This is a genomic window from Cohnella nanjingensis, assembly GCF_014212125.1.
Lineage (GTDB): Bacteria > Bacillota > Bacilli > Paenibacillales > Paenibacillaceae > Cohnella > Cohnella nanjingensis.
This window is the reverse complement of sequence record NZ_JACJVP010000001.1, coordinates 253358-275881: the sequence shown is the minus strand read 5'-3', so window position 1 is coordinate 275881 and position 22524 is coordinate 253358. Positions and strand designations below refer to the sequence as shown.

The window sequence follows — 22524 nt, the reverse complement described above, 5'->3', positions numbered from 1 at the left end:
CCTTTGCATTATTTGTAAGAATGGTGATAGAGGCAACCGCCCGGTGTTGGAGAAGGATGAAGTTACCTTAAGTCATGGTTACGAGGTTTTATTAACAAAATAAGTACGCGCAAGAAAATATGATGTTAATGCTGAATTTTGTTTCAAACAATTAAACAAGTAATTCAGCAGCTCAGGATGCTACTGGATTGCGCGTAAACCATATCACGACAGCTGAACTGCCCGAAAAAAGTTTTTCCCGCAATGAACAATCGTCCACATTCCGAAGTCTTTTTCAATATAAGGAGAGGAGAGAACCTTTTATGAAACGAATCATTGAATCAGTTATGCAACGAGCGGCAATTCTGACGATCGTCGTTTTGCTACTGCTTGCCTGGGGTGCAGTCGCAGCCTTTCAGATGCAGCGCGATTATTTGCCAGGCATCAACAATACGACGCTGATGGTATCGCTGCGGGCATCGTCCTACCAAGCGGATCAGGTTAAACGCGATATTACGAAGCCGCTAGAGGAGGTTATTCGGAAAACGGATGGCATCGTCAATCTCGAGACGACATCTTATGACGGCGGTCTGCTGATGAATCTGTATTATCCGATGAATTACAGTATGACCATGGCCGAAAGGGACATCCGGGTGGCGCTGAATGATGCTGTTCTGCCGGACGGTGTTAACCAGCCGGCCGTCACCCGATTGACGACCAACAGCTTCCCCATTCTTAGTTACAGCCTGACTGCAAACAGCGCGAAGGTGGATGAATTTACGCTGCAGTCGACAATTCAGACCGACATTGTGAATCAGTTAAAGTCTACCCCAGGCGTCGCGGATGTGCAGACCGTCGGTGGCGCAAACAACGGCTATGTCGTCTTGGTCCGCACCAAGGACCTAACGGCTGCAGGTATGACACTTGACGATTTCAACAAGTCGATTGCGAGTCAGGTACCGACTCTGCAGGGCTATATGGCGAATGTCAAATCATCCTTCCCGGTACGGGTAGAAGGCTGGGACTTAACGGAACAGGAAATGAATACCCTTACCATCAAAAATAAAGACGGGGTCAGCGTACCGCTGTCGGCGGTCGCTTCGGTGTCCCGCTCGCTGACAGACATCAAGACTGTGTCACGTACGGATGGCAGAGCCAGCGTTCTGGTTAATGTCATCAAGACGCCCGGCGCCAACATTACGGACGTCGCGGCGGACGTCAAAGCGCGTGTTGCCGAACTGCCTGCCGTGAAGAGCGGCGATGTCGCCATGACGCTCACGGCGGACCGTGCACATGACCTAAACTCATCCTTGATGGGTTTGATCCGGGAAGGGCTTCTGGGCTGCGTATTCTCCATGTTGTGCGTGCTCATCTTCTTCAGGAATGTACGTTCAACGCTGCTGATCGCAGTATCGTTGCCGATCTCACTTCTTGCGACAACCGCGATCCTGAAGGCGATGGGCGTCACGCTTAACATTCTGACCGTCTCCGGTCTAATCGTCGCCATGGGCCGGATTGTCGACGACGCCATTGTCATCCTCGATAATATGCATCGCCGAATGCAGAAGAAGCGAGAGCAGTCTGCGCTTCACGTCCTGTCGTCGTCTGTCGTCGAAATGCTGCCGGCTATTTTCGGATCCACGGCGACAACAGTTGCCGTTTACGCACCGATTGCGTTGGTCGGCGGAATTATCGGCGCTTCGTATTCTGGCTTCGCGTGGTCGGTTGTCATTGCGCTGGCCGTCTCGTTCCTCGTTGCAATGTTCGTCATCCCGGCTTTCGCTTATTTGGGCTGGCACAAGCCCAGCGGTAAGGCAGTAACACTAGAGCCGGCAATGAAGCCATTCTTGACTGCGGCGCTGAAACATCGGAAAACCGTCCTAGGCATGTCGCTGATCATATTCGTCGCCGCGGCGATATTCGCTTTCCAGCTTCCGTTTAGCCTGCTGCCAAGCACGGCGAGCGGGCAGGTTGCCGTGCAAATGGAACTGCCGAAAGGAACTCCTCTGTCCGTGGTGGATAAGGCCGTCCAAGATGTGGAGAATGTGCTAAAGCATGATCCGCAGGTCGCTTCGTTCTCGGCTACGTTCGGTTCTTCGTTCACGCCGCAAGCCGACGATGTCTTCGACCAGGGAGGCGGCTATATTCAGCAGCCGAATATTACAAACCTGTCGGTGTCCCTGAAGAATAAAAAACAGGTTAATGACTATATCCCATCCCTGCAGGCTAATTTGATAAAAATGAAAGGTCCAGCTGCCGTAACGGTTACGAACCAGAATATTGCCGGCGATGATTCCACCATTAATATCATGCTGAGCGGTACGGATGCGCCTACGTTAGAAAAGGCTGCTTCCACGGTACGCTCCAAGCTGTCTGGCATTGCTGGCCTTAACGTCGCCGGTAAAACGGACCTTACTAACGGCATTCCGAAGTTTTCGATCGCTTTGGACCGGGAAAAAGTAATAAAAGCCGGCGTAAAGACGGATGATATTAACAAGCTGCTTGCTCGCTATATGGCAAAGGGAAAAGACTTTGATATTTCGGTCTCGACCGGTACGGGTCAGATCCCGGTCGACGTGTATCTCGATCCGGTGAAGTCCGGACAAACGATCGGGAACGGCACGCTTCCGGTCTACACGCCAGATCAAGTGATGGCCTCGCTGGCAGCCGAAACAGTGAAAGGGACGGGCGGAACGATCCACCGGCTTGATCAGTTGGGGACGATCCAGCGTAGCGAAGCCGTGTCCACCATTCAGGAACGCAATGGCGAGCCATATACGGTTGTATCGGTGCGCATCGTCTCGAGCGATGTCAGCGGCGTATCCAAAACCGTGAATCACACGCTTCAGAACACGGACCTTCCGAATGGCGTCACTTATTCGCTTGGCGGCATCACTCGGCAGGTCACCCAAATGATTATAGAGATGACGATCGCGGTTGCGGTTTCGATTCTGCTCGTGCTGCTCATTACGAGTTTCGTGTTCAGGGGCTGGCGCGCACCAATCGCCGTCCTCATTAGCATTCCGTTGGCGCTCTCCGGTGTTGTGCTCGCCTTGTATGCGGTGCAGGGCCAATGGAATCTCGCCGCGCTGATCGGGGTACTCATGCTGACCGGCATTGTCGTCACGAACGGTATTGTGCTAATTGATAAAATCGAGCGGAACCGCCGCGAAGGCCTTGGCCTGAGCGAAGCGGTTATGCAGGGCAGCCTATCCCGGGTACGTCCGATCTTCATGACGGCCGCAACAACCGTACTGACCCTAATCCCACTAGCGCTGTCTGGGGATGACGGAACGGTCATCTCCCGGGTACTCGGAGTTGTCGTCATCGGCGGCATGATCACCTCAACGCTCAACAGTTTTGTCGTCATTCCTATTCTTTACGAGGCCATGAATCGAAAGATCGGCCGGATATCTAGCGCCCCCGAACACGGTGCATCGATTTAATCGATCGAATGAACATGGCGGATCGCGATCTTGGCGGAGAACCTACTCGTCAGGTGGAGTTTTCATCAAGATAGTCATTTTATCGTGGAGATGAACGAGAAGCAGGAGTTATTTTATCATCAACAGCAGAGGAGGGGGAGATATGGGATATATCAGCCACTTTCTTACCCACCTATTGGAACAGTACGGATATGGCGTTCTCTTCTCATCTCTTTTTGTCGAAATGCTTGCCCTACCGCTCCCTGGAGAATTTATCATGACCTACGCGGGGCTAATCGTATATCAAGGGAATTTAAATTGGTTAATGAGTATCCTTGTCGGCTGGATCGGAACTTCACTCGGAATGACGCTCTCATATTGGATCGGGTATCGCCTGGGTAATCCATTCTTCGAGAAATACGGAGCTCGGTTTCACTTCGGACCCGATAAATTAAATGGCGTCTCAAAGTGGTTTGGCCGTTATGGGAATAAAATGTTGATCATCGCTTATTTTATTCCGGGCGTTCGCCATATTACCGGCTACTTCTCAGGCACGACCCGAATTTCTTTTCGCAAATACGCCGTGTATGCCTTCTCGGGAGCATTCCTCTGGGTCTCCATTTTCATTACGCTAGGCAAATTGCTCGGGCCTAAATGGAATCAATACCATCATACCATCAACTTATATATGATCATCATCGGTGTGATTTCTGCAGCTGCATATCTGCTTATTTCCTTCTACAAGAAGAACCGGCTTCGTATTCAAAATCGCATCTTAACCCTGTTGGATAAGAGTTTGCAACAATATCGTTCCGTCGGCAAAGTAAAATTTATCATCTTGGCGGCAGCTACGTTATTCGTGGTGTTTTTCTCGATAGCGATCGGGTTGATCCAAGACTTCTTAGCACATGAATTCAGCCAGTTCGATGAGATTTCGGCCTATATCGTCGGGCAAGTATTCGATTCCAGTTGGGCCGATGCCATGAATCTCTGGACATATCTAGGGTCCTATACGATGATGTGGCCATTAATTATCCTGACAGCTGTATGGATTGGGTACACGGGCAAGGATCGCCTACTCGAAATTGCTTTCTATGCGATGGTTCTGTTTGGAGGGGAAGGACTCGACGAAGGCTTGAGGCGGCTGTTCCATCGAAGCGGTCCAGTAGGCCATCCATTCACTTTTCCCAGCGAGCAAGCATTAATCACGCTGACGGTCTACGGCTTCACGGCTTATTTGCTCGTTCGCCATCATGGGAAGTACAAAAATCGTATAATAGCTGTATTAGCAGTTTCCATATTAAGCCTCTTAGCAGGAATCAGCGTGATTTACTTGGGCATTGAATATCCAAGCGATGTTATTGCCGGCTATGTGTTCGGGGGACTGTGGATCAGTTTGAACGTTGTTTTGTTAGAAATCTTCCGGGTAATGAAAAGCAATCGTGCAGGGCCGAGAACCAAATTTGCCTTTTGACCCCCATGGATTTCATCGATACTTTAGGGGTTGATCTCGTTTGGACGAAGAACTAAATCGGATCATAAGCGAAGCAAAGCAAGGCAGCAAAGATGCCTTTGCAACGCTCGTTCATCGATTCAAGAATCAGGTATATCGTTACGCTTACGGCATGTTAGGGGATCGGATGGAAGCCGAAGATGCTTCCCAAGAAGTATTCATCAAATGTTACTACTCCTTGTCCCGCCTGGAAAACGAATTTTCTTTTGTCTCATGGCTGACCCGAATTGTCTCCAATGTATGTCTAGACCGTTTGAAAAAAAGGCAAAGAGAAAATGAGGTCGCGCAAGAAACGGCCGGAGAGGGCGAAGCGCAAGAGCGCCATATGTCGAATGATTTAAAAATCACGATTGAGGAAGCCATGAGACAACTGACTCCCGAACACCGAGAGATAATGATTCTGCACGACGTACAGGGATACCGTTATGAAGAGATTGCTACTCAGCTTGGGATCCCATTAGGAACAGTTAAATCACGTTTGAATGCTGCTCGGCTTGCGTTCAGAATTGAAATGAAAAGAGGTGAGGCGTAAATGGAAAATCACCCCGTCGAATGGTTGTCCGCATATCTCGATAATGAATTAGACGTTGACGATCGCAGAAAAATGGATATTCATTTAGCTGAATGCGAGTCGTGTAGGGCGCTGGTTGAAGATTTTGCGGAGTTACAAAATCAAATACACAGTACCTATCTCTCCCTCGAGGCCCCTTATGATCTTGAAAAGTCAGTCATGGATGCAATCCTCAAGAAATCTTCTTCTCCAATCTACGTAGGTATTGGGCTTACGGCTGTTCCATTGGTTGGTCTGCTCATACTCCTTACCATCATCTTCCTTTACGGCTCCGTTTTATGGAAATTTATAACCGTAGCATACAAGTTCATGGTGACAGGTGCTTATGTGTTCTCCCATATTGCGTCATCGATTCCTGTTATGTGGGGGACTATTTTCATACTTGCCGTTGGTGTATTCCTGCTATCCGGTCTATCTCTGCGACGAATCTTCCGAAGCACCGCTCAATAAGGGGGGAGCATCATTGTTGAAAAAATATCAGCTTGTCGTAACCATTATAATATGTCTGCTCTTGTTCCCCTCTTCCGCTCTGGCCAGGAGCTTGTTTGAGCATCAAAATACGACGGTTCCTTCGAACCAAACCGTGGACGACATCGTCGTCATTGGAGGAGACGCCTTCATCGCGGGAAAAGTAAACAATTCCGTTGTTGTCGTGAACGGCGATGTTCACATCCAGTCCACTGCCGAAATAAAAGGGGCCGTAGTCATCATAGGCGGTCAACTGCAACAAGAAAAAGGGGCCGTAGTCACGAACGACGTCATCAATATTTCGTTCGATAATGCGACGGCGAATAGTTTGATTATTGGCGCAGGGCTCATTGTTGGGATTGGTGCCGTAAAGCTTGCTGCAAGTCTACTCATGCTTCTCTTGCCTGTTCTCATGGTTGTTATTGGGAAACGACACACGGTTAGGTTCGTGGATCGGTATAGAACGGCCCCTCAGGGAAAATTGCTCTCCATGGGCTTTTTTACGGGGCTACTGCTCGTTGCCATCAGTGTATTGCTCATTCTTACGATCGTTGGAATCCCCATTATTCTGCTGATCGTATTGTTAGTCCTGGCTGCCACCGTCTTCGGAGTAGCATTCGTTAGTCAGTTCCTAGGAGAACAAGTCCAAGCAACGGCTGGTAAGCCAGAATGGGTGAGAATGGGTGTGGGTGCATTTATCCTAACTTCTGCGGTTAATATTCCCTTCTTAGGTCTTCTTATATTACTGGCTCTAGTCCTGTACTCATTAGGAATTTCTACGTCCTGGGTCGTTTCTATATTTACTAAACGCAGAAGATTTGCCAAATAACTGGTTAGGGGAGATCGTGTTTGAGGCAAAGGGATCTTTAAGCTGAATCCGACTATTGTCATCATGGGATTGGTGAGTTTGTTTACGGACTTATCTGGACAGATGATCGTACCGATCCTTCCTCTGTATTTGACGACCGTGTTTATATGAGTGTAGGGTGAAAATTGGTCGAGCGTTGGTGCATACCACAGAAGTGAATAGGGAGTTTTGATGAGCGACCGATTTTGCGAAAAGCCTGTTGGTGCTGGTGCAGTAGTCCCTGCATATTCATGTCACCAACATCAAAAGAAGTGATTCCAGAAAACACATTTAGACAATCAGAACAAATTTTTGACACTCGATCCGTCGTCTTCTGATGAAGTACTAAAGAAAAGGCCAACGAATCAGTCGAACCCCTCTCTCTAAGGTGATCAATCGGGTTGGGCAATTGGGTCAAGGTCAGGCTCCGCAGCCATCGGCCGTAGGATCACTGCAGTCATCAGGAATCCGGCGCTGAGGTTACGGGTGATGTCATGAATTTCGCTTCTAATGAAGCTGCATGGAACAGTGTCCTTATTGGGGGCTGTCATGTATATGTTGGATGAGGACATCGGGAATCTTGCGATGTTCTTTTTTGATTTGTTACATCATGTTTAAAATCTTGATCTTGGAAATAATAGCAATCAACTTCCCACACAAGTTAAAAATGAAACATATGTTGCATTATTTTTGTTGGGGTGATAGTCTTAATCTAATCAGCGCTTCATGAACAAAACGTATCAAAGAAAAGGAGTCCACGTCATGAACGTTAAAATCGGGGCTAATCCTGTCCACTGGCATACGATTTCCCGTGAACAAACCATTCAAACGTTAAAATCCAATGTGGATATAGGTTTATCCGATGATGAAGTGAAGAGGAGAAGGGAGATCGCTGGCCCCAACCAATTAGCCACTCCTCCCGGGAAGCCATGGTGGAAGGAAATCAAGGAAGAGCTCACCGAACCGATGATCTTACTCCTGATTCTAGTTGCTGTGGTATATGGTTTTCTTGGAGAACTCCGGGATGCCATCACGATCATCGTCATTATTATCGCTGTACTTGCCATTGAAATGGGAAATGAAAGCAGAGCAAAAGGGGCGATCAAAGCTTTATCCAAGTTTACCGCAATTCGTACACCTGTTATCCGTGATGCAAGCTTTCAGGAATGTCTTCCGTCCGAATTGGTGCCGGGGGACATTGTGGTCTTACGACCTGGTGAGCGTATTCCGGCAGATTTGCGGTTGCTGGAATCGATCAGCCTTCAGGTGGATGAATCAAGCCTTACGGGCGAATCCGTTCCGGTGTTGAAAGACGCGAAGGCCGTACTAAGCGAAGAGTCAGACTTGGGGGGCCGACGTAATCTTGCCTATTCCGGTACATTGGTCACGGCGGGGAAAGGGATTGGGGTTGTCATTCATACTGGAATGACAACCGAACTGGGGAAAATTGTCGGTTTGGTCCAAGAAGCGCGCGAACCCAGGACCCCGTTGCAGCTTCACATGAAAGAGTTGACCCGCTGGATGGTTTGGATTGCACTCGGTTTTAGTGCTTTGGTGGCGATTGTCGGATGGATCCAGGGGGCAGGATGGAGGGAAACGATCCTCACCGGGCTAACACTTGCTTTTGCTACTATCCCCGAAGAACTTCCGATTTTGATTGCAATGGTTCTCGGATTGGGGGCTTACCGGCTTTCGAGGCAGAAGGCGATTGTACGTCGATTGCGTACCGCCGAATTATTGGGCAATATAACCGTCGTTGCGACAGATAAGACCGGAACGCTTACGGAGAACCGGATGCATATCAATCGATGGGTCCTTGATGGCCAGCCATACGAAAAAGAGGAGTGGAAGCGATCGGACTGGACGGATAGGGCCATCCAAGTCGGTTGCCTCGCGAACGACGGCTTTATTTCGGAAAAACAAAAAGGAAAGTCTGTCTTTGAAGGGGATCCGACAGATACCGCATTTTTACTTGCTGCGGAAGACTTGGGGTATGATGTTGAAACGATAAGAAAACAGTATCTGGTCAAAAACCAATTTCCATTTGACGATGTGACAAGACGTATAACGGTATCCGTTGTCCATGAACATAAGCAACTTACACTGACCAAAGGGGCGCACGAGCAACTGCTGGATATTTGCAAAACGATGGTCTGGAATAACGAGATGGTGCCATTATCTTCAGAACTCCATTATAAAATCATGGAGAATGCGGAAATACTCGCAGAAGAGGGATACCGCGTCATCGGACTTGCATTCAAAGAAACGTCTCCCGATGCTCTTATGAAAACACGTGAACAGGCTGAGTCCGATCTTGTCTTTTTAGGCTTGGCTGCGTTGTATGATCCTCCGCGTGCGGATGTTGCCGCGGCAGTGGAAACGTTGAAGCAAGCAGGCGTGAGAGTGATGATGGTGACAGGGGATCACGCGGTAACGGCTGCTGCGATCGCTGCTAAAGTCGGTTTGGAATCATCCCATGTATTGCTGGGCCGCGATATTGAAACGATGTCCGACGTAGAGCTTGGGGAGCGGTTGCGTAATGTTTCCATCTGCGCAAGAACTACGCCCGAGCATAAGCTTCGCATTGTTCGCGCTTTGCAGCAGCAGGGCGAGGTGGTGGCGGTAACCGGTGATGGTGTGAATGACGGCCCTGCTTTAAAGGAAGCCGCCGTTGGGATAGCCATGGGAAAATCGGGAACCGATGTAGCCAAAGAGTCGGCAGATATGGTGCTCGCCGACGATCATTTCGCAACGGTGTCTGCGGCCATAAAAGAAGGCAGAAAACTGTTTGCCAACTTACACAAGGCCGTCCGTTATTATTTAGCAGCCAAAGTCGCTTTGATATCCAGCACCTTAATTGCCGCTGCAGCCGGACTTTCCCTTCCTTTTGCGCCGATTCAGATCATTATTATGGAGTTGTTTATGGATTTGGGGGCAGCGACCAGTTTTACGGCTGAGCGGCAGGAAGCCGATGGGATGAGACGGAGTCCAAGAAGTCAGGCCAGTCGATTTATGGATCGTGCTATGGTATTAGGCATTTTCTCGGGAGGGTTTTCGCTTGGACTCGCTGTTTTAGCAGCTTATCTCTGGGCATTATCGATAGGAGCGGACACGGTATCGGCTCAATCGGTAGCCTTTGCCGCCTGGATGATAGGGCACTTGATTCTGGCCTTAATTATGCGATCGGAAAGAGAACCTCTATTCAAACTCGGTCTATTTTCCAATCGAATCATGCTGCTCTGGATCTCATCCGCTATTGTTTTTCTCGTTGCGGCTGTATATGTGCCTTACCTGAGTGAACTGCTTCATCTTACTTCCCTGCGTTATACCGATTGGGTTGTCGTGTTGATTTGTTCATTAATAGCTCCAGCATGGATTGAAATCGGCAAATGGATCCGTTGGTGAAACTAAACGAGTGAGTCGGCGTTTCTTTGGGCAGCGCAATTAAATCGGGGTCAGGATGGATAAGTTTACGATCTCCCAAACCATTTGTTATGATAGCTCTATAAGCTTGTTGCATTGGGGGATATGTTGTGAGTCAGCATGCGTGGATCGTTTTATCCTATAAGGTCCCTTCAGAGCCATCGACCGTACGAGTCCGCATTTGGAGAAATCTAAAAGGCTTGGGCGGTGTGTATATCCAGCAATCCGTGTGCGTCGCTCCGGATACAGCTGAAATCCGTAGAAAGATTCAGCAAATTAAGAAAATCATTGATTCGAGCGGAGGAGAGACCCTACTACTCGAAGCCACCGAACTTTCTCAACATTCGGAAGAGCAACTTGTTCAATTATTCAACCAACAGCGTACCAAAGAATACGAAGAATTTCTTGATGGCTGCGGTCTTTTCCTGAAAGAAATGGAAAGTGAAACCCGGAAAAGAAACTTTACCTTTCATGAAGTGGAGGAAAATGAGGCAGACTTAGGGAAGCTGAAAAGATGGTTTAGAAAAATCTTGAAAAGAGATTTTTTCCAAAGTTCATTGGAAAACCAGGCAAAAAGTCAATTAGATCTATGCGAAGCCAAATTAGCTGAATTTACCGATCAAGTGTATCGATCAGAAGGACAGAAGGAAGGAAAGGTGTTGGACGAAGAAAGCTGATAGAATTTAAATCGTTCATTCAGAGAATTCATTGGGAAAAACTATCAACTGTTTCAACCCCACGTAAATCGTGGGTTTTTTATTTTATCAGAATACGGTAGCCTTTTTGTTATGCCACGAAGAAAACGAAGACATTTGTTGTTCAAAACGGGGTTAGAAGACAATAGGAACACATTCTTGTCATCCGACGGCACTGGCTGGGTTTTTTGTAAAAGGACAAGAACATACATTGATTCTCGATTCAGGACAAGAACTTGCACTATTTACCGCCTGCTCATCTTCGTAATTGCATTGAACTAAAGTGATCACTACACCAGTTGCTGCATTCTTCCCCGCAGCATAAGTAGGCTGAAAGCGAAAGAGATCTCCGGTAAAAAACCAGATACATTTAAGAAAAAGCGAAGTAACGCCAGACTAAGAAAAAAACGAAATACCCAATAAAAAAGGCGACATTGCTCGGATATTCCGGACGGCAGGGGAGCAGGGGACGGGACTAGCCCCATTTGTCGGAAGAAAATCGGTAATCCAGACGAGCTTGGCACCGTTTTCGCCATGAGGGAAGACTTGAAATGATGCATGATGATGCAAAAAGGGCATATGTCCTTCACCACAGCGTACGCCCTTCGGCGTTCCTCATCATCGATGGAAACGATGTACTCGCGCGTCATGCCGCCATTTGGAAGGAGGAGGGTTCTTTCGTATCCGTCCACCAGCGTGATCTCGGTATAGCCGGGAACCAGACGATATTGGACGGCGCCAATGTCGCTGACGACATCCCATACCTGTTCGGGCGAGGCCTCAATCAGAATTTCCTTGCGAATCGTTGTCAAAATAATCACGCTCCTTGAACCAAAGTTGGTTGAAGTAGTCCTCGACCTGATTGAGGAGTGCCGCTGGAAGTGTTTCGGTGCGGTGCAGGACGTTATTGCTCATTGTATTTCACAGAAGGAGTATTTGAAGAGAAGGTTTAACGGGGAGTCCGAAGTTCGAAGTGAATTTACTAAGCACAAAAGAACACGACTATGGAACTAGTTGTGTTCTCTCTGCAGTTTATATGGATTATGAATTGTTGTAATGAGGATTTGAATCGTCCTCATAATTTAATCCAAGTTGGTAAGCTTGTGTCAGTAGTCCTTCTTGAACTACTGGCGTTGAATCTAATGTGTCATACAATATTTCAACCCTGCTACTGGATATTCCACAATAACTGGCAATTGCAATGTTCAGCTGTTGGTTCATCATCTCTTCATATTGTCTCTTTGCCATATGAGCCTTCGAGTCTGCTGCGAGACCAAGCCAAAGTACCTGACTGTGATGTAGTTTATTGGCGCCATACGCGAAACCATTGTTCCACACCCGATCGATATATCCTTTCAGCATAGCAGGTACGTTGTACCACCATACTGGGAAGATGTAGGCTAGAGCATCGTGTCTCTCCATTCGTTTGATTTCGACTTCAACTTCGGGTGAGTAAATCTTCCGACCCGATGACCAGTGAGGCTCATCTGCTTCCCTCAATACGGGATCAAATCCGTTACGATACAGATCCAGTATTTCGGTTTCATGTCCAGCCTCAAAAAGTCCTTGTGCAAACCTATCAGCGACAGAAAAGGTTAATGAATTTTTTCTTGGATGTGACACAACGGTTAAAATTTTCAAAATTGGCACCTTCCTTATCTACTTTTACTTTTTAAGGTACAATATGATTATGTAATGAGATTCTAAAAAAAAGAAGTACGCACCTTTTTGTACTATAGGCACTTACAGGTAACGACGGATTTATAATATTCCTGCAGAAGCGACGTTAGAGGTGATAGGAGGGAAATGGAAACTTTTGATATTATGTCACCTAAACTGTGGATCCGGGCCATTGAGAACCGGTGAATTAAGGAGGAACATTCCCGATATTACTCAAAAGGTGTTAACTCAGCAGCTTCGAGAGTTGGAGGAAGATGGTATCATCATAAAAACGATATATAATCAAGTACCTCCTAAAGTTGTCTACGAGCTAAGTGAATTGGGAATGTCGCTGAAATCGTTACTTGACCAACTTGGGGAATGGGGCGGGCATTATATGAAACAATTTGGACGGATTTCCTCCTGCTCTGAAGGTCAAATAAATTCATTCAACTCCCTCGGTAAAATGTAGTTTTCTCACGAATACTCGCTTATTCGCAGGATCTCACCATGGGATAAATTGTTGTCTGGACAGAAGAGGCTTGGTACCGTCAAATTCGGCAACCAAAGCGTATGCGAGAACAGAAGGGGCGACGTTTCGCTCCTTTTTTACTGCTCTGCTGCACGCTGCTCCACGTAACCTCCGGAGGCTTTCACTCCCATTTCTCGACGGGTCGATGCCATTTCATTCCTTCGTTACGCCTATCCGGTGGGTGGAGGCCAGTCATCCTAACGGTACGGGTCTGGGCCCTTTTGTTCAATGCAATCCGGTACTCCGTGCAATCTTGAAATCCTGCGTATAAGCCAGTTTTCGTGCCAATTGAGAAGCGATTAAGCTGCATGTTTCATAGGAAGAGCTCGATCTGGATCGTAAGCTTCGCCTCGCTTCGTGTTGTCGTATAAATGCTTCATCGTTCATGATGAGGGCCATGGTTGCCATGAACAATGCATGACGAAGTCTCGGTCGGCACCGTTTGCTGATTGGACATCTGACCTTTCCACTTGCCTGAGCTAGCTTCCGCTAGGTTGAGGCCGGCATGTCGCAGCAATGCATGGCCATGTGCGTAGCCGCTAAGGTCTCCAGCCTCACCCAGAATGCCGGCGACAGCCAGGGTACTCATGCCTTTAATCGCCAGTATCGGCTTAGCTAGCGGAATCCGGGCCAGTGCAGCGGCCACTTCATCCTCGTGAACGAAGTATTTTTAAGCGAGAAAGTGGAGACCACTCGAACGATTGTTGTGCGAGAACGATGAAATCGCCGGGCATATGCGCTCAGCGTCTTTGGATTTATATCAGAACGTTGATGCTCTTCGTTATCCCTGACCTTCCGACGCAGTATTGTTCATGAAGTTAATCGCCCACATATGGCCGTCCAAGTCCTCGAAGGCCCATGATAAATGAACCCATAATCCTGCCTATTTATTCGGATTGAGGCTGTCCGCTTCATTGCATATAATGAAGGTACCGCCCTTCGGGGAGATCGTTAAGGGAGGCCGCGATGAACGAGACCGCATTTGACGAACCATTATTTGCAAGCTTGAAGCCGGGCTTAACCTCGTTCTGTTACCGAATGCTAGGCTCCATGGACGATGCGGACGATGCCGTTCAGGAGACGAGTATTCGGGTCTGGCAGAGCTGGAGCACGTTCAGACAGGATTCCTCGTTCAAAACTTGGGTCTATCGGATTGCCTCCAACCTGTGCTTGGACAAGCTGAGACAATCCAAACGCCGCGCGCTTCCCGTTGACCTGTTCGACCCGGCCGTCGCCATCGTCGAGCCGCGCGACACGCTGCCGGACACTGCCTGGATCTGGCCGTCTCCCGACTTTGGGGGCAATCCGGAGGATCGGCTCGTCCGCAGAGATACCCTTCAACTGTGCTTCATCGCTCTCCTGCAGACCTTGCCTCCGCGGCAGCGCGCGGTACTCATTTTGAAGGATGTATTTGAATGGTCCTCCAAGCAGATCGCGGAAACGTTGGCGATGTCGCCGGTAGCGGTGAACAGCGCCTTGCAAAGAGCCCGAGAGACGATGGACCGGGCGCAGCTTCGCTCGGATGAGCTCAGCTGCATGGACGTTCAACCGGAGCAGCAGCTGCTGTCCCGGTATGTGGAGGCCTTCGAGCAATTCGATATTGCTGCGCTCGTCGCGTTGTTCCACGAGGAAGGCTGCATGTCGATGCCGCCCTTCGAGATGTGGATCCGCGGCAAGGAAGATTTGTCCGCCTTCTATTCGCTTACTCGCTGGCATTGCGAAGGTTCGCGATTTGTGCCCATTACGGTGAATGGCGGTTATCCGGCGTTGGCCCAGTATATGCCGGGCAAAGAGGGCTCTGGCCTGGTACCCTGGGGCATCCACGTCATCGAAACCAAAGAAAATCAAATCCTGCACGTTCAAAACTTCATTCATACGCCATTATTTTCGCGATTTGGGCTGCCTGAGCGAATTGAGCAATGAATTTCGTCATTGGCTTACGTCTATATCATTGAGAATAACCAAACGACGAATATCATGAAAGAGGTGTCTATTTAAAATGGAAACGAGTCAACCGACGAAAGTAACCGTGCAAGCCGTCATTTAAGCCCCTGTCGAGAAGGTATGGCGCTATTGGACCGAGCCGGATCACATCACGAAGTGGAATCAAGCGTCCGAGGACTGGCATGCGCCGAGAGCCGAAAACGTTCTGCGGGTCGGCGACAAGTTTCTGACACGAATGGAAGCGAAGGATGGCAGCATGGGCTTTGATTTTGGCGGCGTCTACGATGTCGTGAATCGGCATGAGGCGATCGGCTACACCATGGAAGACGGAAGAAGAGTGGATATTGCTTTCGTCGATCAAGGGAATGAGACGAAGGTCATTGAAACGTTCGACGCGGAAAGCTCCAATCCCGTTGAGTTCCAGTAAGCAGGCAGGCAAGCGATCATGGACAATTTCAAAGCCTAAACCGAACAAAACTAATCATCGCGAAGAAGACGCCGGGGAAGATTCCCGGCGTCTTTCTTTTTGAACCCTAGTACGAGCGTGCTCTCCGTTAGCCTTAACCTTGTGCCGCATCCATGTTCATGTAGTTAATGGCCCACAGATGGCCGTCCAAGTCCACGAAGCCCCAATGATACATGAACCCATGATCTTCAGGTTCAGCGTGCAATTTCCCGCCCAAGGAGACCGCGGTATTCACGATTTCATCGACCTTTTCCCGGCTCTCGAAGGCCAATGCGATCGTCATCTGCGCATACTTGCTCGTATCGACGGATTCCTTCTCCGTGAGCGTATTAAAGAATGCTTGATTGATCAGCATGACCTGCAGGTTGTCGCCGATCACGATGGCTACCGAATTCTCGTTCTCGGGGAATTGCGGGTTGAGCTCGAATCCGAGTCCGGTGAAGAACGCTTTCGATTGTTCTACGTTTTTTACAGGCAGGTTGAAGCTCGTGAATGCGGACGTTAATGCCATTTTCGAAACACCTCTTCGTCAAATTAGTTTGTGTTCATTTATGCCTTCGTTTATATAGACGACAGCCGATCCGGGAATTCATCGGTCTCATGGATTCGGAAGCGTAAATTTTGAAAAATAACTTGGTATTGAGTTCGGATACCCGCCATTCCCGTAAGGTTGCTTATTCTTATTGTGCAGGGATAAAGATTGAACCTCTCTAAAAAGGAATTCGTCTGAATGTATGACAATTAAAGACAGCAGATCGGATATTCGATCTCAACTCAGTCCCTATACTTTACTTTCAAAACAGACTTTAAGCAAGAAGCGGCGGAGGCGCTGGCTGCAAAACTCGTTCAGCTGTTTAACGAAAAAGGCGAAGCGAATTCCAAGCCGTTGACGACTGAGGAAGTTATCGAGGCTATGGACATCAGAGGCAGAACGCATCTGCCATTCCAACAACGACGGATCAAATCGGGACTATCAAAAGAAGAGATCGCCTATCTTAGCGAGCACCGCGACGAGTATCCGGACATGGAGATCGTGGAGAAGCGCATCCGCCAGTACAGTCCCGACCGGGTCGCCGTTCAATTGGTCGGCTATATGAACAAGATGAAGGGAGCCAAGGAGAATCTGGACTTTTACAAAGAAATCAACGCGGCCCAGTATTTGAATTCCGAGGAGGTCGGCTACGACATTCTTATTGAATGACATATGTATAAAATACGGGTTTTGTGAAAAAGAACGCTGAAGAAAAGTTGACTTATGGTTTTGTAGTCTTATTCCGCAGCCAGCTTCAAGATCTCTTCAGCCACCAGATCGGGCCGATACTGATGAATATAATGCTCAGCGTCTTCAATGACGACTTGCTTCGCTTCCGTAGACCACGACAACAATGCCTTCTGACTTTCAAGCCACGCGGTATCGGCTTTGCCGAAACTGCCTGCAGTCATGATTGTAAAGGGAATGTTCAGCGGCTTGGGACCGCTCAGCACCATAAACGCGTTTCTTTGGCTTTGGCGCATCTCGTCGGTAATATTCCGGTTGTTGCCTTTGAGCAAGCTAGCTCTACGATCGAGATCCTTCAGATCGTCCGGCAGCAGATTTAAAGCATTTCGTTCGCTGGAGACGGATTCTGCGAATCCTGGAATTTGGTACAAAGCTCTAGCCACCCCGAATCGAATTAGGAATTTTTGGAATTCCGACACGAACGTCATCGGCCGTTGATGAGCATAGTATTCCGGACTGCCGCCATCGATCAACAAGATCCCTTTGACCTCGTCCGGATATTGCTGAGCAAAGCGGATGCTTTCAAGCGCAGCCAGAGAATGACCGACCATAATGTACGGCGGCTTTTCCCTGGCTTGCTTCAACCCCTCATGCATCTCTTCGACGATCAGATCGATATCACGTTTCCGATCCGTTAATTCGCTATAGCCGTAGCCGAAGTTATCGATGACGGCGAATCGGACCTGCCCGGCAAGCTTCTCATACAGCGGGAAAAAGTCGACATAAGGACTAGGCGTCCCCCACCCGGCGCTCAGGACGACAGTCGATTCACCATTGCCGCCGCTGTAGATATGCATCCGATGCCCGTATACCTCCACGTGTTTCCCAACGGGCTTATATTGTAGGAGATCCTGACGCACACCTTCTCGTTGATAGAAGTATCCGACGATGAACAGAAGGAGTATAGATGCGCCCCCGTAAAGCATCATGTTTCGAATGAAGCGCCGCTTTGACTTGTTCCTCATATGCCATACCCTTCCTCTGATAACACTTTCTTCATTATAACAGAGGAGCTCAGGCGAGGTTCGCCCAAGCATATTAATTCTTATGCCCAGGCATGTAAATTTTCTATTTCCAGCCTTCCAACTAGTTAGCTCCCTCACGACTGTCGGTCGCTAGACCATGATCCTCGGAGATATTTAACCAGATAAAATATAGCGATGTGATGAATATGCGTCGTTGTTTCCCGATGAGGCAAAGGGTAGGGAACAACATACTCTGCCGTTCCTACTCTGCCGTTCCGATTTGGCGTAAAACCTCGACTTCGCTGCCCCTTCTACTCCTCCCCTCGCTCGTTCCCATTCACAAGCAGCCGCAATCCGTTCAGGATGACGAGAATTGTACTGCCTTCATGGCCCACGACCCCTAGCGGAAGCGCGATTCCACTCCACAGGTTGCCGAATATCAACAGCAGGATGACGGCGATCGCAAAGGCCATGTTTTGCTTAACGACGACGCCCATCTTGCGCCCGAGCATCACGGCCTCTTTGATCTTCAACAAGTCGTCGTTCATCAAGACCAGGTCCGCCGTCTCCAGCGCCGCGTCGCTGCCGGCCACGCCCATGGCGATCCCGACGGACGAGACGGCTAACGCAGGCGCGTCGTTGACACCGTCGCCTACCATGGCCACGTGGCCATAGGTTTGTTTAAGTTGTTTAACCATGTTAACTTTGTCTTCCGGCAGCAGCTCGGAGAACACCAGATCGATTCCCGCTTCCTTGGCGATCGCGTCGGCCGTGACCCGCTGATCGCCGGTGATCATCGCGGACGCGATCCCAACCTTCCGCAATTCTTCGATGGCCCGCTTGGTTTGTTCGCGAATCCGGTCCTGAAGTCCGATGATACCGACTATACCTGCGGAATTCTGCACCATTACGACGGTTTTCCCGGCCGCTTCCAGCTGCTGTGCGCGCAGGACAACCGCGTCAAGGAGGAAGCTTGGATCCATCAAGCCTGCCTTGCCGACCTTCCATCGCTCTCCGTTTAGGCTTGCTTGGACCCCCCAACTGGTTAATGCTTCAAAGTCGTCCGGACGATCCAGAGGCACCCCTCTTTTTCTGGCTTCATCCACGACGGCCCGCGCGAGCGGATGGGTCGACAAGCATTCCAAGCTGGCCGCCGCTTGTAGCACCTCCTCTTCCGTGAAGGCACGGTAAGGCACCAGATCGGTCACCACCGGCCGCCCCTCCGTCAAGGTCCCCGTCTTGTCGAAAGCGATAACCTTCACCCGGGAGAGATTCTCCAGATGGGCTCCGCCTTTAAACAGGAGACCCTTCCGGGCGCAATTCGAGATCGCCGACAGCATTGCGGGCATAATGGACGCCACCAACGCGCACGGCGATGCTACGACCAGAAACACCATGGCGCGGTATCCCGTCTCCTGCCAACTCCATCCGAACGCATAAGGGGGCAGAACCAACAGGAGCAATGTAACTCCGATAACGATGCGGGCATAGATACGCTCGAACCGCTCTACGAACCTTTGCGATTTCGGCATTTCTTGCTGCGCTTCCTGTACGAGTTTGATGATCTTGGCGAATAAAGTGGACTCGCTGCCGCGGGTGACTTCCACATAGAGCGCCCCTTGCCCGTTTATCGTGCCGCCATAGACCTCATCTCCCTTCTGTTTGTCCATGGGAATGGATTCGCCCGTGATGGAAGCTTGATTCACAGCCGAGGCGCCCGATTGCACGACGCCGTCCGTCGGGATACGCTCCCCCGGCTTTACGATCAACAGATCTCCCACGCGCAGCTGTTCGATCGGAACGACCGTCTCCTGCCCGTTCAGGTACAACACGCCCGTCTCCGGCTTTAACTCCTTCAGCTTGGAGATATCCCGCGCGCTCTTCTCCATCGCGTAGGTCTCCATGGCCCCGCTCGCCGCGAAGATAAGAATGAGCATGGCGCCTTCGGCTCCATATCCGATGCACGCAGCTCCGATGGCAGCCACGATCATGAGGAGGTTCACATCAATCTCCTTCTCCTTGATCAGCGTCTGCAGACCTTCCTTGGCTTTGGCGTATCCGCCGACCAGCATGGCGAGCCCGTATAGGATTGTTGCTGCGCCGTGCGCGACATAACCGATCCCCCAGCCAAGCGCTAGCAAGACGCCGCATGCGGCTGCCGCCATGGCTTCCCCCTTCAACGAGACCCACTTCGACAGCGCCGTCTTTGTACCGACTTCCTTTGTTTGCATTTTCAATTGACCGACAGGGTTGTTCACGGTTCACATCTCCTTATCGCTTGAGAATGAGTATCATTTTTGTTGCCCTAAAAAGCATTCATGCCGCTCCCTTTTCGGGGAGCAGCATGAGTTGAGAACGATTTTCAATTTTTGATCTTGGCCATATCTTTTGATATCGGGCAACATTTTTATAATTATTATAATCTAAGTGCCATTCTAAAGTAAACCCCGAATTATCCCGACAGCCACCCGAACTTTCGGCAATCGATATGCAAAAGAAAAAACGCAGCCTGATGTGGCTGCGTCGTTCCGGTCCTACTCTACTCCCCGGCGGATTCTCCGTGCCCCTCTTGCGAATTGCGGCGTCACGCCCGCCCCATGAGATGCTTTCGTTATCGACTCTTGACTAAGAGCTCGATGGCTTCCTGGACCATTTTCCCGGTATCCGTGTTCCCTGCGGCTTGCTCCGCCAAGATGCACAGCTGCAGGTTCTCCGCAACGATCTGCGCGATGGCTTTGTCGGATGCGTTCCGGACGGCGGACAGCTGCGACACGACTTCCTTGCACGACTTGCCTTCATCCATCAATCGCAGCACGCCGCGGATTTGCCCTTCGATGCGGCGCAGACGCGTCTTCATCTCATCCGTATAGTTGTAGTCCAATCGCCTTCCCCCTCTTCTAGTGCGATTAGATGAACAGATTCACCTTGCCGTTCGACGCGTCGCCCAGGTAAGCGGCGACGCCGGCGTATTCCAGACCGTCGATCAGCTCCTCCTGCTGGAGGCCTAGCAGATCCATCGTCATGGTGCAAGCCACCAACTTGACGCCCTGTTCTTGGGCCAGCTCGATCAGTTGCGGCAACGACAGCGCGTTATGCTTCTTCATCACATGCTTGATCATCTGCGGCCCGAGTCCGCCGAAGTTCATCTTGGACAGACCGAGCTTCTTGGCCCCACGAGGCATCATCCAACCGAACGCCTTCTCGAGCAGCCCCTTCTTCGTCTTCACCGCATCGTCCTTGCGGAGCGTATTGAGCCCCCAGAAAGTGAAGAAGATCGTCACCTCGTGATCGTAGGCCGCAGCCCCGTTCGCGATGATAAAGGCCGCGATCGCTTTGTCCAGCTCGCCGCTGAATAACACGATAGTCGTTTGATCCTTCATGATGAGTTTATCCCTTCTTTCCGTAAATTGTCCATGCCTGCGCGTCAAAGAATGGATGACCACACTTTGATCGCCGTCATGGCGATCAGGACGACCAATCCGTATCGCAGCACCTTAACGTTGATCCGCGCGCCGAGCCAGGAACCGATCGGCGCCCCGATGAGGCTCCCGACGACCGTGAAGATCGTGGGCCACAGCGGAATCGCGCCGCCGGTCATCTTCCCCGCCACGCCGCCGATAGCGGACAGGAACACGATAGCCAACGAAGACGCGATCGTCGTGCGCGTCGGAATCTTCATCACGGTGAGCATAATAGGAATGAGGATAAACGCGCCGCCCGCTCCGACGACCCCCGACACGATCCCGACCAGGAAGGCTGCGCCGACCGCCAGCCGCTTGTCGAAGCGAAGCACCGCCCCGGACGCTTCGCTGCCGCGATTCGGGACGAGCATCAGGATCACCGCAAGAACCGCCAGCATACCGTAGATCAGATTAATGACGTCTCCGTCCAGCGAGCCCGAGACATTCCCGCCGATCAAGCTGCCCGCCAGGATGCCGCTCCCCATATAGAGCACCAGACCTTTGTGGAGTACGCCGGCGCTGAGCTTGCCATTTCTGCGATAGGCGATCACCCCGGCCAACGAGGCGAAGAACACCTGAAACATGCTGATGGTCGACACTTCATGCGCCGTGAATGCAGCAACGCCTAACAAGGCCGGGATGTACAAGAGCAGAGGGAAATTAATGATCGCTCCGCCAATCCCGAGCAAACCGGAAAAGAAGGATCCGACGAGACCGATCGCCGCCATCACCAGGAATAGCATCATATCCATCGGCCTCCTCATTCCTGTGCAAAATCTGTAATTTCTTCAAAGGTGTACTTGAGACTTCAATTGTCGTATTATAATACCAAGTAAATTCATGCGAAATGGGTGATAAATGATGTTCGCGAAGCTGATGTCTCTATTCGACGACAAATGCCCCGTATGCAGCGGCCCGCTGCTCGCCGCCAGCGACGCGGCCAGTTCCACCAAGTCGTGTCCGCATGGCCACTACAAAGAAGAAAGCTACGGCCCCCTCGGTACGCGCTTCGTGTACAAGGACTTCCCGACGGATACCGGCAAGCATTGACGCAGGCGCCACGTTCGGTCAGCTCTTCTTGACCAGGAATTTATAAACCCCGTTCTCTTCCTCATGCTTCACGAGCTCGTGCTTGGTTTGCCGGACCCATGCTTGAAAATCATTCAAGGAGCCTTTGTCTGTCGACCAGACCTCCATCAGCTGCCCGGAGACCAATCCATCAAGCGCCTTCTTCGCTTTGACGATCGGCATCGGACAAGCCATTCCCCGCGTGTCTACCAGGATATCCGTCTTCATA

The 22524-nt window shown here is 50.1% G+C and carries 20 protein-coding genes and 2 pseudogenes; 12 read left to right on the top strand and 10 right to left on the bottom strand.

Annotated elements, in window-relative coordinates; translation table 11 throughout:
- Positions 1-302: 302 nt before the first annotated feature.
- The 7 genes from H7C19_RS01270 (at position 303) to H7C19_RS01240 (ending at position 10903) form a co-directional block, all read left to right on the top strand.
- On the top strand, positions 303-3425 hold the full coding sequence (locus H7C19_RS01270; protein WP_185140729.1) for an efflux RND transporter permease subunit: 3123 nt from the start codon (positions 303-305) through the stop codon (positions 3423-3425).
- A 142-nt stretch (positions 3426-3567) separates the two neighbouring features.
- Entirely contained in the window at positions 3568-4878 is a 1311-nt protein-coding gene (locus H7C19_RS01265) for a bifunctional DedA family/phosphatase PAP2 family protein (RefSeq protein WP_185140728.1), read from the top strand.
- Positions 4879-4918: 40 nt separating this feature from the next.
- Positions 4919-5449: an RNA polymerase sigma factor gene (locus H7C19_RS01260; RefSeq protein WP_185140727.1), complete on the top strand. Its 531-nt coding sequence runs from the start codon at positions 4919-4921 to the stop codon at positions 5447-5449.
- Complete coding sequence (locus tag H7C19_RS01255; protein WP_185140726.1) at positions 5450-5938, top strand: anti-sigma factor family protein; 489 nt, start codon at positions 5450-5452, stop codon at positions 5936-5938. It begins immediately after the preceding gene.
- 16 nt (positions 5939-5954) lie between these two features.
- Positions 5955-6785, top strand: a complete 831-nt coding sequence (locus H7C19_RS01250; RefSeq protein ID WP_185140725.1) for a hypothetical protein — start codon at positions 5955-5957, stop codon at positions 6783-6785.
- A gap of 780 nt (positions 6786-7565) precedes the next feature.
- Positions 7566-10208 (top strand): cation-translocating P-type ATPase, encoded by a 2643-nt coding sequence (locus tag H7C19_RS01245; protein WP_185140724.1) that lies wholly within the window; start codon positions 7566-7568, stop codon positions 10206-10208.
- A gap of 128 nt (positions 10209-10336) precedes the next feature.
- Positions 10337-10903, top strand: a complete 567-nt coding sequence (locus H7C19_RS01240) for a Chromate resistance protein ChrB (RefSeq protein ID WP_185140723.1) — start codon at positions 10337-10339, stop codon at positions 10901-10903.
- A 308-nt stretch (positions 10904-11211) separates the two neighbouring features.
- Here the strand turns inward: H7C19_RS01240 and H7C19_RS01235 are convergent, their stop codons facing one another.
- Both H7C19_RS01235 and H7C19_RS01230 read right to left on the bottom strand, forming a co-directional pair.
- Positions 11212-11733, bottom strand: coding sequence for an SRPBCC family protein (locus H7C19_RS01235; RefSeq protein ID WP_246469235.1), 522 nt, complete (start codon positions 11731-11733; stop codon positions 11212-11214).
- A gap of 229 nt (positions 11734-11962) precedes the next feature.
- Complete coding sequence (locus H7C19_RS01230) at positions 11963-12562, bottom strand: NAD(P)H oxidoreductase (RefSeq protein ID WP_185140722.1); 600 nt, start codon at positions 12560-12562, stop codon at positions 11963-11965.
- 118 nt (positions 12563-12680) lie between these two features.
- Between H7C19_RS01230 and H7C19_RS01225 the strand changes: the two genes are divergently transcribed.
- Positions 12681-13052 (top strand): winged helix-turn-helix transcriptional regulator, encoded by a 372-nt coding sequence (locus H7C19_RS01225; protein WP_185140991.1) that lies wholly within the window; start codon positions 12681-12683, stop codon positions 13050-13052.
- A gap of 417 nt (positions 13053-13469) precedes the next feature.
- Here H7C19_RS01225 and H7C19_RS01220 read toward each other — a convergent pair.
- A pseudogene (locus H7C19_RS01220) lies at positions 13470-13767 on the bottom strand (IS110 family transposase); the annotation flags it as partial.
- Positions 13768-14078: 311 nt separating this feature from the next.
- Here H7C19_RS01220 and H7C19_RS01215 point away from each other — a divergent pair.
- On the top strand, positions 14079-15035 hold the full coding sequence (locus H7C19_RS01215; RefSeq protein WP_185140720.1) for a sigma-70 family RNA polymerase sigma factor: 957 nt from the start codon (positions 14079-14081) through the stop codon (positions 15033-15035).
- Between the two features lie 76 nt (positions 15036-15111).
- A pseudogene (locus tag H7C19_RS01210) lies at positions 15112-15483 on the top strand (SRPBCC domain-containing protein).
- Between the two features lie 133 nt (positions 15484-15616).
- On the opposite strand, the gene H7C19_RS01205 reads toward H7C19_RS01210, so the two are convergent.
- Positions 15617-16033 (bottom strand): VOC family protein, encoded by a 417-nt coding sequence (locus H7C19_RS01205; protein WP_007729208.1) that lies wholly within the window; start codon positions 16031-16033, stop codon positions 15617-15619.
- 243 nt (positions 16034-16276) lie between these two features.
- On the opposite strand from H7C19_RS01205, the gene H7C19_RS01200 reads away from it, so the two are divergent.
- Positions 16277-16723: a hypothetical protein gene (locus H7C19_RS01200; protein ID WP_185140990.1), complete on the top strand. Its 447-nt coding sequence runs from the start codon at positions 16277-16279 to the stop codon at positions 16721-16723.
- A 68-nt stretch (positions 16724-16791) separates the two neighbouring features.
- Here H7C19_RS01200 and H7C19_RS01195 read toward each other — a convergent pair whose 3' ends face one another.
- The 5 genes from H7C19_RS01195 to H7C19_RS01175 form a co-directional block, all read right to left on the bottom strand.
- Positions 16792-17766: an alpha/beta fold hydrolase gene (locus tag H7C19_RS01195; RefSeq protein WP_185140719.1), complete on the bottom strand. Its 975-nt coding sequence runs from the start codon at positions 17764-17766 to the stop codon at positions 16792-16794.
- Positions 17767-18077: 311 nt separating this feature from the next.
- Positions 18078-19997, bottom strand: coding sequence for a heavy metal translocating P-type ATPase (locus tag H7C19_RS01190; protein ID WP_185140989.1), 1920 nt, complete (start codon positions 19995-19997; stop codon positions 18078-18080).
- 380 nt (positions 19998-20377) lie between these two features.
- A complete protein-coding gene (locus H7C19_RS01185) occupies positions 20378-20647 on the bottom strand; it encodes a metal-sensitive transcriptional regulator (RefSeq protein ID WP_185140718.1) in 270 nt (89 codons plus the stop codon).
- A 25-nt stretch (positions 20648-20672) separates the two neighbouring features.
- A complete protein-coding gene (locus tag H7C19_RS01180; RefSeq protein ID WP_185140717.1) occupies positions 20673-21146 on the bottom strand; it encodes a DsrE/DsrF/DrsH-like family protein in 474 nt (157 codons plus the stop codon).
- A gap of 44 nt (positions 21147-21190) precedes the next feature.
- On the bottom strand, positions 21191-21979 hold the full coding sequence (locus H7C19_RS01175; protein ID WP_185140716.1) for a sulfite exporter TauE/SafE family protein: 789 nt from the start codon (positions 21977-21979) through the stop codon (positions 21191-21193).
- A 106-nt stretch (positions 21980-22085) separates the two neighbouring features.
- Between H7C19_RS01175 and H7C19_RS01170 the strand changes: the two genes are divergently transcribed.
- Positions 22086-22277, top strand: coding sequence for a hypothetical protein (locus H7C19_RS01170; RefSeq protein ID WP_246469234.1), 192 nt, complete (start codon positions 22086-22088; stop codon positions 22275-22277).
- 18 nt (positions 22278-22295) lie between these two features.
- On the opposite strand, the gene H7C19_RS01165 is transcribed toward H7C19_RS01170, so the two are convergent.
- Entirely contained in the window at positions 22296-22523 is a 228-nt protein-coding gene (locus H7C19_RS01165) for a sulfurtransferase TusA family protein (protein WP_185140715.1), read from the bottom strand.
- Between the last annotated feature and the right edge of the window lies 1 nt (position 22524).

Coding starts and splice junctions, on each gene's coding strand:
- H7C19_RS01215 (WP_185140720.1), top strand. CDS start 14,079: ATGAACGAGACCGCATTTGACGAACCATTATTTGCAAGCTTGAAGCCG.
- H7C19_RS01165 (WP_185140715.1), bottom strand. CDS start 22,523: ATGAAGACGGATATCCTGGTAGACACGCGGGGAATGGCTTGTCCGATG.
- H7C19_RS01265 (WP_185140728.1), top strand. CDS start 3,568: ATGGGATATATCAGCCACTTTCTTACCCACCTATTGGAACAGTACGGA.
- H7C19_RS01195 (WP_185140719.1), bottom strand. CDS start 17,766: ATGAGGAACAAGTCAAAGCGGCGCTTCATTCGAAACATGATGCTTTAC.
- H7C19_RS01245 (WP_185140724.1), top strand. CDS start 7,566: ATGAACGTTAAAATCGGGGCTAATCCTGTCCACTGGCATACGATTTCC.
- H7C19_RS01205 (WP_007729208.1), bottom strand. CDS start 16,033: ATGGCATTAACGTCCGCATTCACGAGCTTCAACCTGCCTGTAAAAAAC.
- H7C19_RS01270 (WP_185140729.1), top strand. CDS start 303: ATGAAACGAATCATTGAATCAGTTATGCAACGAGCGGCAATTCTGACG.
- H7C19_RS01175 (WP_185140716.1), bottom strand. CDS start 21,979: ATGGATATGATGCTATTCCTGGTGATGGCGGCGATCGGTCTCGTCGGA.
- H7C19_RS01180 (WP_185140717.1), bottom strand. CDS start 21,146: ATGAAGGATCAAACGACTATCGTGTTATTCAGCGGCGAGCTGGACAAA.
- H7C19_RS01255 (WP_185140726.1), top strand. CDS start 5,450: ATGGAAAATCACCCCGTCGAATGGTTGTCCGCATATCTCGATAATGAA.
- H7C19_RS01170 (WP_246469234.1), top strand. CDS start 22,086: ATGATGTTCGCGAAGCTGATGTCTCTATTCGACGACAAATGCCCCGTA.
- H7C19_RS01190 (WP_185140989.1), bottom strand. CDS start 19,997: ATGCAAACAAAGGAAGTCGGTACAAAGACGGCGCTGTCGAAGTGGGTC.